The sequence below is a fragment of the Burkholderia aenigmatica genome (genome assembly GCF_048627025.1).
GTDB classification, from domain to species: domain Bacteria; phylum Pseudomonadota; class Gammaproteobacteria; order Burkholderiales; family Burkholderiaceae; genus Burkholderia; species Burkholderia aenigmatica.
Genome location: NZ_CP184468.1, coordinates 2,893,854 through 2,908,260, shown reverse-complemented (window position 1 = coordinate 2,908,260; position 14,407 = coordinate 2,893,854). Strand labels below are relative to the sequence as shown.

At 64.2% G+C, this 14,407-nt stretch carries 11 protein-coding genes; 5 read left to right on the top strand and 6 right to left on the bottom strand.

Going from position 1 to position 14,407, the window contains the following annotated elements; translation table 11 throughout:
* Positions 1-123: 123 nt before the first annotated feature.
* The 4 genes from fusA to ACN8ZM_RS13615 all read right to left on the bottom strand — a co-directional run bounded on the left by fusA (position 124) and on the right by ACN8ZM_RS13615 (position 4,190).
* Complete coding sequence (fusA, locus tag ACN8ZM_RS13630; RefSeq protein WP_043190027.1) at positions 124-2,235, bottom strand: elongation factor G; 2,112 nt, start codon at positions 2,233-2,235, stop codon at positions 124-126.
* Positions 2,236-2,453: 218 nt separating this feature from the next.
* Positions 2,454-2,954: a DUF192 domain-containing protein gene (locus ACN8ZM_RS13625; protein WP_089451158.1), complete on the bottom strand. Its 501-nt coding sequence runs from the start codon at positions 2,952-2,954 to the stop codon at positions 2,454-2,456.
* A gap of 160 nt (positions 2,955-3,114) precedes the next feature.
* Positions 3,115-3,330, bottom strand: a complete 216-nt coding sequence (locus tag ACN8ZM_RS13620; protein WP_011352970.1) for a hypothetical protein — start codon at positions 3,328-3,330, stop codon at positions 3,115-3,117.
* A 281-nt stretch (positions 3,331-3,611) separates the two neighbouring features.
* Entirely contained in the window at positions 3,612-4,190 is a 579-nt protein-coding gene (locus ACN8ZM_RS13615) for a pseudouridine synthase (protein ID WP_043190023.1), read from the bottom strand.
* Between the two features lie 277 nt (positions 4,191-4,467).
* On the opposite strand from ACN8ZM_RS13615, the gene icd reads away from it, so the two are divergent.
* Together icd and ACN8ZM_RS13605 are read left to right on the top strand one after the other, a co-directional pair.
* The gene (gene icd, locus ACN8ZM_RS13610; protein ID WP_420210132.1) at positions 4,468-5,724 is read left to right on the top strand and encodes an NADP-dependent isocitrate dehydrogenase; all 1,257 of its coding nucleotides are present in this window, start codon (positions 4,468-4,470) and stop codon (positions 5,722-5,724) included.
* A 280-nt stretch (positions 5,725-6,004) separates the two neighbouring features.
* Positions 6,005-8,233, top strand: a complete 2,229-nt coding sequence (locus ACN8ZM_RS13605) for an NADP-dependent isocitrate dehydrogenase (RefSeq protein ID WP_043190020.1) — start codon at positions 6,005-6,007, stop codon at positions 8,231-8,233.
* A gap of 123 nt (positions 8,234-8,356) precedes the next feature.
* Here the strand turns inward: ACN8ZM_RS13605 and ACN8ZM_RS13600 are convergent, their stop codons facing one another.
* Positions 8,357-8,581 (bottom strand): hypothetical protein, encoded by a 225-nt coding sequence (locus ACN8ZM_RS13600; RefSeq protein WP_043190017.1) that lies wholly within the window; start codon positions 8,579-8,581, stop codon positions 8,357-8,359.
* Between the two features lie 654 nt (positions 8,582-9,235).
* Here ACN8ZM_RS13600 and ACN8ZM_RS13595 point away from each other — a divergent pair.
* Positions 9,236-10,843 (top strand): multicopper oxidase family protein, encoded by a 1,608-nt coding sequence (locus ACN8ZM_RS13595; protein WP_420210131.1) that lies wholly within the window; start codon positions 9,236-9,238, stop codon positions 10,841-10,843.
* Positions 10,844-11,027: 184 nt separating this feature from the next.
* Here the strand turns inward: ACN8ZM_RS13595 and ACN8ZM_RS13590 are convergent, their stop codons facing one another.
* Positions 11,028-11,231 carry a cold-shock protein gene (locus ACN8ZM_RS13590; RefSeq protein WP_006478030.1) on the bottom strand — a complete coding sequence of 68 codons (204 nt, stop codon included), beginning with the start codon at positions 11,229-11,231 and terminating at the stop codon, positions 11,028-11,030.
* 546 nt (positions 11,232-11,777) lie between these two features.
* Between ACN8ZM_RS13590 and clpS the strand changes: the two genes are divergently transcribed.
* Positions 11,778-12,092 (top strand): ATP-dependent Clp protease adapter ClpS, encoded by a 315-nt coding sequence (gene clpS, locus ACN8ZM_RS13585; protein ID WP_006398529.1) that lies wholly within the window; start codon positions 11,778-11,780, stop codon positions 12,090-12,092.
* A complete protein-coding gene (gene clpA / locus ACN8ZM_RS13580) occupies positions 12,089-14,389 on the top strand; it encodes an ATP-dependent Clp protease ATP-binding subunit ClpA (protein WP_043190014.1) in 2,301 nt (766 codons plus the stop codon). The genes clpS and clpA overlap by 4 nt, the downstream gene beginning before the upstream one ends.
* Positions 14,390-14,407: the final 18 nt, after the last annotated feature.

The window sequence follows — 14,407 nt, the reverse complement described above, 5'->3', positions numbered from 1 at the left end:
ACGCGAAAAAATTGCCGGGCGTGCCGATCAAAAAGCCGTGCACCGTGCGCAGCGGACGAAAAAAAGCCCGTCCGGAACCGGACGGGCCTTGCCTGCATGCGACAGCGCGCGAGCGCGCTGCGCTTACTTCACTCTCGCGCTGATCACGCCTTCCGATACGTTGGCCGGCGTTTCCGCGTACTGCTTGAACTCCATCGTGTAGGTCGCGCGGCCCTGCGTGGCCGAGCGCAGCGACGTCGAATAGCCGAACATTTCCGCGAGCGGCACTTCGGCGCGCACGAGCTTGCCGCCGCCGCCCGCGATGTCTTCCATCCCCTGCACGATGCCGCGCCGGCTCGACAGGTCGCCCATCACGTTGCCCATGAATTCCTCGGGCGTCTCCACCTCGACGGCCATCATCGGCTCGAGCAGCACGGGCTTCGCCTTGCGCATCGCTTCCTTGAACGCCATCGAGCCGGCCATCCGGAACGCGTTTTCGTTCGAGTCGACGTCGTGGTACGAGCCGAACGTCAGGTGCACCTTCACGTCGACGACCGGGTAGCCCGCGAGCACGCCGCTCTTCAGCGTCTCGGTGATGCCCTTGTCGACGGCCGGGATGAATTCGCGCGGAATCACGCCGCCCTTGATCTCGTCGAGGAACTCGTAGCCCTTGCCCGGGTTCGGTTCGAGCGTGATCACCGCGTGGCCGTACTGGCCGCGGCCACCCGACTGCTTGACGAACTTGCCTTCGACGTCGGACGCCGTGGTGCGCACCGTTTCGCGATACGCGACCTGCGGCTTGCCGACCGTCGCTTCGACGCCGAATTCGCGTTTCATCCGGTCGACCAGGATTTCGAGGTGGAGCTCGCCCATCCCCGAAATGATCGTCTGGCCGGATTCTTCGTCGGTCTGCACACGGAACGACGGATCTTCCTGCGCGAGGCGGTTCAGCGCGAGGCCCATCTTTTCCTGGTCGGCCTTCGTCTTCGGCTCGACCGCCTGCGAGATCACCGGCTCCGGGAACTCCATCTTCTCGAGGATGATCGGCTTGGCCGGATCGCACAGCGTGTCGCCGGTGGTCGCTTCCTTCAGGCCGACGGCCGCCGCGATGTCGCCCGCGCGCACTTCCTTGATTTCCTTGCGCTCGTTCGCGTGCATCTGCAGGATCCGGCCGAGCCGTTCCTTCTTGTCCTTGGTCGCGTTGAGCACCGTGTCGCCCGATTCGACGACACCCGAATACACGCGGAAGAAGATCAGCTGGCCGACGAACGGGTCGGTCATGATCTTGAACGCGAGCGACGAGAACGGCTCGTCATCGCTCGGATGACGTTCCGCCGGCTTTTCCGGATCGGCGAAGTCATGGCCGAGGATTGCGGGCACGTCGACCGGCGACGGCAGGTAGTCGATCACCGCGTCGAGCATCGCTTGAACACCCTTGTTCTTGAACGCGCTGCCGCACAGCATCGGCACGATCTCGTTCGCGATCGTGCGCTTGCGCAGCGCGGCCTTGATTTCGTCCTCGGTCAGCGATTCATGGTCGTGCAGGTACTTCTCGAGCAGTTCCTCGCTCGCTTCCGCCGCGGCCTCGACCATCTTCTCGCGCCATTCGTGCGCAAGCTCGACCAGGTTCGCGGGGATGTCTTCGTACGCGAACTTCACGCCCTGGCTTTCGTCGTCCCACACGATCGCCTTCATCTTCACGAGATCGACGACGCCCTGGAAATGATCTTCCGCGCCGATCGGAATCTGGATCGGCACGGCGACGCCTTTCAGGCGCTCGCCGATCTGCCGTTGCACGCGGAAGAAATCGGCGCCGATGCGGTCCATCTTGTTGACGAACGCGATGCGCGGCACCTTGTACTTGTTGGCCTGGCGCCAGACGGTTTCGGACTGCGGCTGCACGCCGCCGACCGAGTCGTAGACCATGCACGCGCCGTCGAGCACGCGCATCGAGCGCTCGACTTCGATCGTGAAGTCGACGTGCCCGGGCGTGTCGATGATGTTGATCCGGTGCTCCGGATAATTGCCGGCCATGCCCTTCCAGAAGGCCGTGGTCGCCGCCGACGTGATCGTGATGCCGCGTTCCTGCTCCTGCTCCATCCAGTCCATCGTGGCCGCGCCGTCGTGCACTTCACCGATCTTGTGGCTCACGCCGGTGTAAAACAGGATGCGTTCGGTCGTCGTGGTTTTGCCGGCATCGATGTGAGCGCTGATCCCGATATTGCGATAGCGCTCGATGGGGGTTTTGCGGGGCACGTGAACCTCCTTAGGTTCGGATCGTAAGCGGGCCGACGGGGCCGGCCCGGGCTGGACTAGCGAGACTTAAAGCATAGCGCTTGCGCGTGGCTTTTGCAGATGCGGCCGGCACTGGCGGAATCAAGCCGCGTGCCACCGCCGGCGGGCGAAAAAAAAGCCGGCGCGCAACGGGCGGCCGGCTTCGGTCGATGCGCGGCGCGACGCCGCGGCAATGGCCGTTACTGGGCCTTCGGCAGCCCTTCGAGCTTCATGCCGGGCTTGATGCCCTTCGCCGCGAACCAGCCCTTGCTCATTTCGAGCGCGTAGACGCCGTTGTTGCGCGGGCAGTGGTTGTCGGTCGTCTCGGCCTTCATCTCGTCGATGTCGGTGATCGTGCCGTCCGCGCGGATGAACGCGATCGACAGCGGGATCAGCGTGTTCTTCATCCAGAAGCAGTGCACCGCGTTCTCGTTGAACACGAACAGCATGCCTTCGTTCGGCGCGAGCTGCGAACGGTACATCAGCCCCTGTTCGCGGTCGGGGTCGTTCGCGGCGACGGCCGCGTCGATCACGTACATGCCGGCGCGCAGCTTCACGCGCGGGAATTCGCTCGGCTGCTTGGCGCCAGGGGGCACTTGCGCGCTGGCGGCCTGCATGCCGAGCGCGAGGACGGCGAGCGCGGCGGGAAACACGGCGGCGCGCGCAAGGCGGCCGAGCGACGAGCGCAGGGAGAATTGCACAGCAAGGCTCCTATCTGGAAAACGAGACCCGCATGGTACGCGATGCGCACCGGCGGGCACACAAAAGAAAAAGGCAGATCGCCTTGCGGTGATCTGCCTTTCAACGCCGTAAGAACGGCAAGACTGCGTGTTCTTGACTGCGTTATTACAGCAAGCTTACTTAGTTCGAAGCAGCTGCCGGTGCTGCTGCGTCGCTTGCTGCAGCCTTCTTCGATGCCTTGTGGTGCTTCTTAGCTGCGTGGTGCTTCTTAGCAGCGTGCTTAGCCGGTGCCGAAGCAGCTTCAGCAGCTGCCGGAGCAGCTTCCGGAGCCGATGCTTGTGCGAAAGCAGCCGTTGCGAAGAGGCCAGCGACCAGAGCGGCGATCAGTTTGTTCATGTTGTGTTCCTCAGCTTTAGTTAATTAACCAAATGACCCGGCAATAGGAGTCATGTCGTCTAACGGTGCCATCCACCTTTCGGTTGACAGACGCTTCGAGAAATTTCTCATTGCGCTGCGGGCGCCGAATCGTATTCGATTAAAACGTCGCTTTCGTGACGCAAACACGGGTTCGGCTGCCAATGCCGGATAGCTAAGGTTGGCATCTGCGTGGTTTAACGCGCGATCTTCGCAGGCGGTTGACGAAAAAGATGACGAAAAATTCGCCCGTCGCGAATTCGTCATCCGGCGGGCGCGAAACCGTCCCACGGCGCGCGCGGCGGCAGCGCGATTGTTTCTCCCGGTGCAATGCCGAGCGCGAATATATCCAGCGCTCCGACGCCGACGCGCACCAGGCGCAACGTCGGGAAGCCGACGGCCGCCGTCATCCGGCGCACCTGCCGGTTCTTGCCTTCGGTGATCGCCAGCTCGATCCACGTCGTCGGGATCGCGGCACGGTAGCGGATCGGCGGGTTGCGCGGCCACAGCGTGTCGGGCGGTTCGATGAATTCGGCGCGGCATGGGCGCGTCACGTAGTCGCCGAGGTCGACGCCGCGCGCGAGCGCCTTCAGGTCGGCGGGGCCTGGCGCACCCTCGACCTGCGCCCAGTAGCGCTTGACGAGCTTGTGGCGCGGTTCGGCGATGCGCGCCTGCAGCGCGCCGTCGTCGGTGAGCAGCAGCAAGCCCTCGCTGTCCGCGTCCAGCCGGCCGGCCGCGTAGACGCCGGGCGTTTTTACCCAGTCGCCGAGCGACGGACGCGTCTCGTGCGCGGAAAACTGGCAAATCGTGCCGAACGGCTTGTTGAGGGCGATCAGGTTCATGGCTGGGCGTCCGCCCGGCGGGCCGCGGGAAGCGGGGGCGGGCGGTCTATGGCAAATGGCGGAATCTTAATGCATAATACGGAACGGCAAGTCCTCTGTCTTATATAAGACATAAGTGGGGTCTTGATACGCAGTGCCGCGCTTCATGCCGAAGTGCCCGGTTGGGGCGCTAGAATAGCGGCTCGCTGTTGCCGTCACGGGGTGGCCATGCCGCGCCCCCGCCGCGCGCGCAGCTTCGACCAGCATCACCTGCTCAGCCACGTCACTGGAGTCGATCATGCCGTATCAGCACATCAAGGTTCCGGAAGGCGGTGACAAGATCACCGTCAACAAGGACTTCTCGCTCAACGTTTCCGATCAGCCGATCATTCCCTATATCGAAGGCGACGGTACGGGCTTCGATATCACACCGGTCATGATCAAGGTCGTCGACGCGGCGGTCGCGCATGCCTACAAGGGCACGCGCAAGATCCACTGGATGGAGATCTTCGCGGGCGAGAAGGCGACGAAGGTGTACGGCCCGGACGTGTGGCTCCCGGACGAAACGCTGCAGGTGCTCAAGGAATACGTGGTGTCGATCAAGGGGCCGCTCACGACCCCGGTCGGCGGCGGCATCCGTTCGTTGAACGTCGCGCTGCGCCAGGAACTCGACCTGTACGTGTGCCTGCGCCCGGTGCAGTACTTCAAGGGCGTGCCGTCGCCGGTGCGCGAGCCGCAAAAGATCGACATGGTGATCTTCCGCGAGAACTCGGAAGACATCTACGCAGGCATCGAATGGGCCGCGGGCTCCGAGCAGGCGAAGAAGGTGATCAAGTTCCTGCAGGACGAGATGGGCGTGAAGAAGATCCGCTTCCCGGAAACCTCGGGGATCGGCGTCAAGCCCGTGTCGACCGAAGGCACCGAGCGTCTCGTGCGCAAGGCGATCCAGTACGCGATCGACAACGATCGCAAGTCGGTCACGCTGGTGCACAAGGGCAACATCATGAAGTTCACGGAAGGCCTGTTCCGTGATGCCGGCTACGCGCTCGCGCAGAAGGAATTCGGCGGCGAGCTGATCGACGGCGGCCCGTGGATGCGTGTGAAGAACCCGAAGACGGGCAACGAGATCGTGATCAAGGATTCGATCGCCGATGCGTTCCTGCAGCAGATCCTGCTGCGCCCGGCCGAATACGACGTGATCGCCACGCTGAACCTGAACGGCGACTACATCTCCGACGCGCTCGCCGCGCAGGTCGGCGGCATCGGGATCGCGCCGGGTGCGAACCTGTCGGATTCGGTCGCGATGTTCGAAGCGACCCACGGCACCGCGCCGAAGTACGCGGGCAAGGATTACGTGAACCCCGGTTCCGAGATCCTGTCGGCGGAAATGATGCTGCGCCACCTCGGCTGGACGGAAGCAGCCGACACGATCATCGCCGCGATGGAGAAGTCGATCCTGCAGAAGCGCGTCACGTACGACTTCGCGCGCCTGATGGAAGGTGCGACGCAGGTGTCGTGCTCGGGCTTCGGTGAAGTGCTGATCGAGAACATGTAAGTCCCCTTCCGGGGTGGGCCGGCGCGTGTCCGGCCGCCCCGGCGCCTACTGCCGGCGCCGGAGCGTTTCGTGGATGGCAGGTTTGTTGGCAGGGCGGTCCGGCATGCGGGCCGCGGCGCCGCGATGCGGCCCGGAGCCCCTGCAAGGTAGAACATGACGGCCCTCGCAACACCACCGCCCGGCTGAGCCGGCGCGCCCCTTTCGCGACCGACCCGGTCGCTCCCCGCCGGTTACCCGCCGGCGCTCCCAGTCCAAATTTTCAAGTAGCAACGCATCGACCATGTCCACTTCGCCCAAGATCATCTACACCCTCACTGACGAAGCGCCCGCGCTCGCGACCTATTCGCTGCTGCCGATCGTCAAGGCCTTCACGCGCTCGTCCGGCGTCGCCGTCGAAACGCGCGACATCTCGCTCGCCGGCCGCATCATCGCGGCATTCGCAGACGTCCTGCCGCCCGAGCAGAAGGGTGCCGACGATCTGGCCGAACTGGGCCAGCTCACGCTGAAGCCGGAAGCGAACATCATCAAGCTGCCGAACATCAGCGCATCGGTGCCGCAGCTCAAGGCCGCGATCGCCGAACTGCAGGCGCAGGGCTACAAGCTGCCGGCCTATCCGGAAGATCCGTCGACGGACGAAGAGAAGGCGGTCAAGGCCCGCTACGACAAGATCAAGGGCAGCGCGGTGAACCCGGTGCTGCGCGAAGGCAACTCGGACCGCCGCGCGCCGCTGTCGGTCAAGAACTACGCACGCAAGCATCCGCACAAGATGGGCGCATGGAAGGCCACGTCGAAGGCGCACGTCGCGCACATGAGCGAAGGCGACTTCTACGGCAGCGAAAAGTCGGCGCTGATCGCCGATGCCGGCAGCGTGAAGATCGAACTCACGACGGCCGACGGCGCGAAGAAGGTGCTGAAGGAAAAGACGGCCGTGAAGGCCGGTGAAGTCATCGACGCATCGGTGATGAGCCGCAACGCGCTGCGCAGCTTCATCGAAGCGCAGATCGCCGATGCGAAGGCGCAGGACGTGCTGTTCTCGGTGCACCTGAAGGCGACCATGATGAAGGTCTCCGATCCGGTCCTGTTCGGTCATTTCGTGTCGGTGTTCTACCGCGACGCGCTCGCGAAGCACGCTGACGTGCTGGCGCAGGCCGGCTTCAACCCGAACAACGGCATCGGCGACCTGTACGCGCGCCTGAAGGACCTGCCGGCCGACACGCGCGAAGCGATCGAAGCCGACATCAAGGCCGAATACGCCGTGCGCCCGCGCCTCGCGATGGTCAACTCCGACAAGGGCATCACGAACCTGCACGTGCCGAGCGACGTGATCGTCGACGCGTCGATGCCGGCGATGATCCGCGATTCGGGCGGCATGTGGGGCCCGGACGGCCAACTGTACGACGCGAAGGCTGTGATTCCGGATCGTTGCTACGCCGGTGTCTACCAGGCCGTGATCGAGGATTGCAAGCAGCACGGCGCGTTCGATCCGGTCACGATGGGCAGCGTGCCGAACGTCGGCCTGATGGCGCAGGCGGCTGAAGAATACGGTTCGCACGACAAGACGTTCCAGATCCCGGCGGACGGCGTCGTGCGCGTCACCGACGAAGCGGGCAACGTGCTGCTCGAGCATGCGGTGGAAGCGGGCGACATCTGGCGCATGTGCCAGACGAAGGACGCACCGGTGCAGGACTGGGTCAAGCTCGCGGTGAACCGCGCGCGCGCGACCGGCGCACCGGCCGTGTTCTGGCTCGATCCGGCTCGCGCACACGACGCGCAGATCATCGCGAAGGTCGAGCGTTACCTGAAGGATCACGACACGAACGGCCTCGACATCCGCGTGATGACGCCGGTCGACGCGACGCGTTTCTCGCTCGATCGCATCCGCGCGGGCAAGGACACGATCTCGGTCACCGGCAACGTGCTGCGCGATTACCTGACCGACCTGTTCCCGATCATGGAACTCGGCACCAGCGCGAAGATGCTGTCGATCGTGCCGCTGATGGCCGGCGGCGGGATGTTCGAAACGGGTGCGGGCGGCTCCGCGCCGAAGCACGTGCAGCAGTTCGTCGAGGAAGGCTTCCTGCGCTGGGATTCGCTCGGCGAATTCCTCGCGCTGGCCGCGTCGCTCGAGCACCTCGGCAACGCCTACCAGAACCCGAAGGCGGTCGTGCTCGCGAAGACGCTCGACCAGGCGACCGGCAAGTTCCTGGACGAGAACAAGTCGCCGGCGCGCAAGGTCGGCGGCCTCGACAACCGCGGCAGCCACTTCTACCTGTGCCTGTACTGGGCGCAGGCGCTGGCCGAGCAGAGCGACGACGCGGCGCTGAAGGCGCAGTTCGAAGGCGTGGCGAAGGCGCTGTCCGACAACGAAGCGCGCATCCTGGAAGAACTGGCGGCTGCGCAGGGCAACGCGCAGGCCATCGGCGGCTACTACCGTCCGAACGTCGACCTGACGAGCCAGGCCATGCGCCCGAGCGCGACGCTGAACGGCATCGTCGACGCGGTCGCCTGACGCGGGCCGCGCGATCGCGCGAGTCGATGCGTGTACCGGCGCGGTGGGCATTGCCGCCTGCCGCCCGTTACAAAAGGAAAACGCCCCGGACGCCCGGGGCGTTTTTCGTTGCTGGCTTGCCATTCAGACGTGAACGATTTCCCATTCGGCGATTTCGTGCGGCACTTCGAGCGTGGCCGTATCCAGTTCGGACGGTTGCTCGCAGTCGCCGCGGGAGATGTGGTCGGCTGCCACTTCGGGGCACGAGAACGCGCCGAGCAGGGCGTTGCCGAACGTCGCTTCCCAGCCGCCGTTACCCGGCAGGATGTAGAACGACCCGAGCGCTGAACCAAAGCGAAATCCCTTCATTTCCGTTCTCCCTTTCTGATCACAAGCGATTCTGTTGTGCCACCTGGTGGCCCGACTGGCTGCTTGCACCGGGTTCCGTATCGAACGTCGTGGCGAAGCGTCAGTGCATGGAACAAAGTCTACGTCCGGGACCCGATCGGATGGCGCATGTAGAACAGCTTCACTAAACAAAAATTCTCTTTTAAAAACAAATAATTATTTGAATCGTTTTGTATTGCGGAACGTTTTTTGGCATCGCGAAACGGGAAATTTGTGCCCTGCACCACGAATTTTTACAACGCAGAGACTTGTTCCGCATCGTGAAAAATTGGCGGGTTGGCAGGCCGATGGTGCGACAAGCGCCAGGGCGGGGCCGAACGGCAGGCGCCGGGCGACCGCCTGGACGCTGCAAGGGGCGGGGTTGAGTGGGGTTGCGGTCGCGCGTGACTCGCCGTGCAGCGCGGATCGGCGATGTCGGTCGACGTGCATGAATCGGGTACGGCGTTGTTGAACGCTGCGGCGTATCGCCGCCCGGCCGGCGGCGGCGCTTTTCAATATGGGCCTGCGGTTATGATGACGCGGGCATCAGGATTCGCGTCGCGCATCGGGCGACAGCCCGCCGGCGCGGGCGTTGCGGCGGCCGCGCGACGCAGCATGGATAACGAGGAACGATTGATGATACGGAGAACCTTCCTGTCGCGCGCCATCGGTGTCGCGGCCGCGTCGCTGTTCGCGCGCGCCGCGTGGGCGCAGCATGCCGGTCACGCAGGCATGGCCGGTATGGACTCGATGGACGATATGCCCGGTATGTCCGGCATGTCGGGGATGGCAGGGCACGGGCAGCACGGCAAGTCCGCCCCGGCTGCGCTCGCGGCCGCCGACGCGCTGCCGGCCGGCGCGCCGCTTGCGGCGCTGCGCACGCTCGCGAACGAAAGCCGCGAGCCCGGCACGTTCCGGGCCACGCTGGTGGCGCAGCCGGTAGCGCGCCCGATGCTGCACGGCGCACGGCCGACCACATTCTGGCAGTTCGGTGCGGGCACGCAGGGCCCCGTCGTCGGTCCGCTGATCGACGTGCGCGAGGGCGACACGGTCGAGATCAAGTTCGTGAACCAGCTACCGCAGCCGTCGACGATCCACTGGCACGGCCTGCCCGTGCCGCCCGACCAGGACGGTAATCCGTCCGATCCCGTCGCGCCCGGCGCGTCGCGCGTGTACCGCTTCACGCTGCCGAAGGGGAGTGCCGGCACCTACTGGTACCACCCGCATCCGCACATGATGACGGCCGAGCAGGTCTTCCGCGGGCTGGCCGGCCCGTTCATCGTGCGCGCCGCGGACGATCCGCTGGCGGGCTGGCCCGAGCGCAACCTGTTCGTGTCGGACCTGAAGCTTGCGCGCGACGGCACGATTGCACCGAACGACATGATGGACTGGATGAACGGCCGCGAGGGCCAGTTCGTGCTGGTCAACGGCGCGCGCCGGCCGCGGATCGACGTCGCGGGCGACGAGCGGTGGCGCGTGTGGAACGCGTGCAGCGCGCGCTACCTGCGCGTCGCGTTCGACGACGGCCGTGCGTTCGAGCACGCGGGCACCGACGGCGGGCTGTTCGACGCACCGCGCCGCGTCACGTCGCTGCTGATCGCGCCGGGCGAACGGGCGGAGCTGCTGGTGCGTGCCGGCGATCGCCCGTCGCGCGCGGTGCTGCAGGCGGCTGAATACGACCGCCGCAAGATGTCGATGTCGCACGACGACGGGCACGGCAGCCTGCCGCCCGATCCGGCGCTGGCCCTGGCCGACGTCGCGTTCGCGCCGGCCGCCGCACGTGCGCTGCCGGCAACGCTGCGCGCGGTGCCATCGCTGGGCGAGCCGGTCGCGCACAAGGAGGTCGCGTTCGGCGAAGAGATGGACATGGACGCGATGATGAAGGGCGGGGCGCACGGCCGCCCGGCGGGCATGCGCTTCACGATCAACGGCGACACCTACGCGCCGCACCGCGCGACGCTCACGAGCCGCCGTGGCGACGTCGAGCGCTGGACGATCCGCAATGGCACCGACATGGATCACCCGTTCCACCTGCACGGCACGCAGTTCCAGGTGATCGAGCGTGCGTCGGGCGGTTCGCGCACGAGCGAGCCGTTCCGTGCATGGCGCGATACCGTGAACGTACGCAGCGGTGAAACCGTGACGATTCTCGTCACGCAAGACATGCCCGGCGAGCGCATGTTTCATTGCCACATTCTCGAACACGAGGATCTCGGCATGATGGGCACGCTGAAGGTCGTGTAACGAAGTAGCGATTATGTTTCACGTGCCGGACGAGTATCCGATTTGCGCGCGAGACAAGACAATGCGTGTTCAATTATCGGGATTGAACGAAAAGGCCGGCCAATCGATTATCGATTGGCCGGCCTCAAATAAAGAAACCCGGCGCAATACATGCGCCGGGTTTCTTCGTCAGATATCCGGTGCCTTATGCGGCCTGGATGTTCGACGCTTGCTTGCCCTTCGGTCCTTGAACGACGTCAAAGCTCACCTTCTGGCCTTCCTTCAGCGTCTTGAAGCCATTCATGGTGATAGCCGAGAAGTGCGCAAACAGATCTTCACCGCCCTCATCGGGAGTGATGAAACCGAAGCCCTTCGCGTCGTTGAACCACTTAACGATACCAGTTGCCATTTCCTACTTCCCCTGTCACACAGTCGCTGCTACTTACCACGAGCACGCTCGAAAAGCTAAACGACCGGAAAATACAGCCGTTCCCCCCTCACAAGCTCACCTTCGGCCTCTTTCATTTTGCCAACCGGCAAATTGAAAAAAGTGCCAGCTTGATTGTTGGCGCTCTTTATTGGAGTGTCAAGTGGAATTTTTAGACGTTTAGAGGGTCGTTGTAAAGAACCCATTTTCAGGGTTTTTCCGGCTTTGCTTGGCAGCACGCGGCCAAGCGCGAGGTCTTGAAAAGCCGCATAATCGGCTCATATACCAGGCTCGAGTGACACGCGTTCGAGTCGTCCCGGCTTGTGGGATACTGGATGCGGACACGACGTTCCGGTGCGGTTCCCCCTGACGGTTCGTGTTCCGCGCCACGCGTGAAAGCCGGCACCGCAGCCGGCTTTCGTGTGGCACGAAGAAGATCGCGTGTTCCGGGATTCCGGGGAGGGCGCCGGCCGGTCGGTCGGGTAATGGCAGGATTGCGGGCCTGTCCGAGTTGTTTAGAATGGGTGTATGGCGATTATCCCGGACAAGCAGGACAGCACCGTCCTGGAACGCAAGCAGCAGAAGCTCAAGCCGCCTTCGATGTACAAGGTGGTGCTGCTGAACGACGACTTCACACCGATGGAGTTCGTCGTGATGGTGGTCCAGGAGTATTTCAAGAAGGATCGCGAGACGGCCACGCAGATCATGCTGAAGGTCCATCGCGAAGGGCGAGGGGTTTGTGGGGTCTATACGCGGGACATCGCGTCGACCAAGGTTGAGCAAGTCGTTACCCATGCGCGGCAGGCCGGGCATCCGCTGCAGTGCGTGATGGAGGAAGCATGATTGCCCAGGAATTGGAAGTCAGCCTGCACATGGCGTTCATGGAAGCACGCCAGGCGCGCCATGAGTTCATTACGGTCGAGCATTTGCTGCTGGCCCTGCTGGATAATCCGACGGCAGCCGAGGTGTTGCGCGCGTGCGCGGCAAACATCGAGGACTTGCGTCAGAACCTGCGCAATTTCATCCACGACAACACACCTACCGTCCCGGGCACCGACGATGTCGATACCCAGCCGACGCTCGGTTTCCAGCGCGTGATCCAGCGCGCGATCATGCACGTCCAGTCGACGTCGAACGGCAAGAAGGAAGTCACCGGCGCGAACGTGCTGGTCGCGATCTTCGGCGAGAAGGATTCGCACGCGGTGTACTACCTGCAGCAGCAGGGCGTCACGCGCCTCGACGTCGTGAACTTCATTTCGCACGGCATCGCGAAGACGAACAACGGCGAAGCCGCAAAGTCGGCCGATGCGAACGCGGAAAGCGAAGACGCGAATGCGCAGAAGGAAACGCCGCTCGCGCAATTCACGCAGAACCTGAACCAGATGGCGAAGGACGGCCGCATCGATCCGCTGATCGGTCGCGAGCCCGAGGTCGAGCGCGTGGTCCAGGTGCTGTGCCGTCGCCGCAAGAACAATCCGCTGCTCGTCGGCGAGGCCGGTGTCGGCAAGACCGCGATCGCGGAAGGGCTCGCGTATCGCATCACGCGCGGCGAGGTGCCGGACATCCTCGCGAACGCGCAGGTCTACTCGCTCGACATGGGCGCGCTGCTCGCGGGCACCAAGTACCGCGGCGATTTCGAGCAACGCCTGAAGACGGTGCTGAAAGAGCTGAAGGAGCGTCCGCACGCGATCCTGTTCATCGACGAAATCCATACGCTGATCGGCGCGGGTGCCGCGTCGGGCGGCACGCTCGATGCGTCGAACCTGCTGAAGCCGGCGCTGTCGTCGGGCACGCTCAAGTGCATCGGCGCGACCACCTTCACCGAGTATCGCGGCATCTTCGAGAAGGATGCGGCGCTGTCGCGGCGCTTCCAGAAGGTCGACGTGACGGAGCCGACCGTCGAGCAGACGGTCGCGATCCTGCGCGGGCTGAAGTCGCGCTTCGAGGAGCATCACGGCGTCAAGTATTCGTCGGGTGCGCTGTCGGCCGCGGCCGAACTGTCGGCACGCTTCATCACCGACCGTCACCTGCCGGACAAGGCGATCGACGTGATCGACGAAGCGGGTGCCGCCCAGCGCATCCTGCCGAAGTCGAAGCAGAAGAAGACGATCGGCAAGAGCGAAATCGAGGAAATCATCTCGAAGATCGCGCGTGTGCCGCCGCAGAGCGTGTCGCAGGACGACCGCAGCAAGCTGCAGACGCTCGACCGCGACCTGAAGAGCGTCGTGTTCGGCCAGGATCCGGCGATCGACGCACTGGCTGCGTCGATCAAGATGGCGCGCGCGGGCCTCGGCAAGATGGACAAGCCGATCGGCGCGTTCCTGTTCTCCGGCCCGACGGGCGTCGGCAAGACCGAAGTGGCGCGCCAGCTCGCGTTCACGCTCGGCATCGAGCTGATCCGCTTCGACATGTCGGAATACATGGAACGTCACGCGGTGAGCCGCCTGATCGGCGCGCCGCCGGGCTACGTCGGGTTCGACCAGGGTGGCCTCTTGACCGAAGCCGTCACGAAGAAGCCGCACTGCGTGCTGCTGCTCGACGAAATCGAGAAGGCGCATCCGGACATCTTCAACGTGCTGCTGCAGGTGATGGACCACGGCACGCTGACGGACAACAACGGCCGCAAGGCGGATTTCCGCAACGTCATCATCATCATGACGACGAACGCGGGCGCCGAGTCGATGCAGAAGGCGACGATCGGCTTCACGACGCGCCGCGAGACGGGCGACGAGATGACCGACATCAAGCGCCTGTTCACGCCGGAGTTCCGCAACCGCCTGGATTCGATCATCAGCTTCCGCTCGCTCGATGAGGAAATCATCATGCGCGTGGTCGACAAGTTCCTGATCCAGCTCGAGGAACAGCTGCACGAGAAGAAGGTCGATGCGCTCTTCACCGACGCGTTGCGCAAGCATCTCGCGAAGCACGGCTTCGACCCGCTGATGGGCGCGCGGCCGATGCAGCGGCTGATCCAGGACACGATCCGGCGCGCGCTGGCCGACGAGTTGCTGTTCGGCAAGCTCGTCAACGGCGGCCACGTGACGGTCGACGTCGACGAAAACGACAAGGTGCAGTTGTCGTTCGACAAGCTGGCGAATCCGCCGCACAAGCCGAACGAAGAGGCGGTCGAAGTCGAGTAAGCGATAATCGGGTAGTTC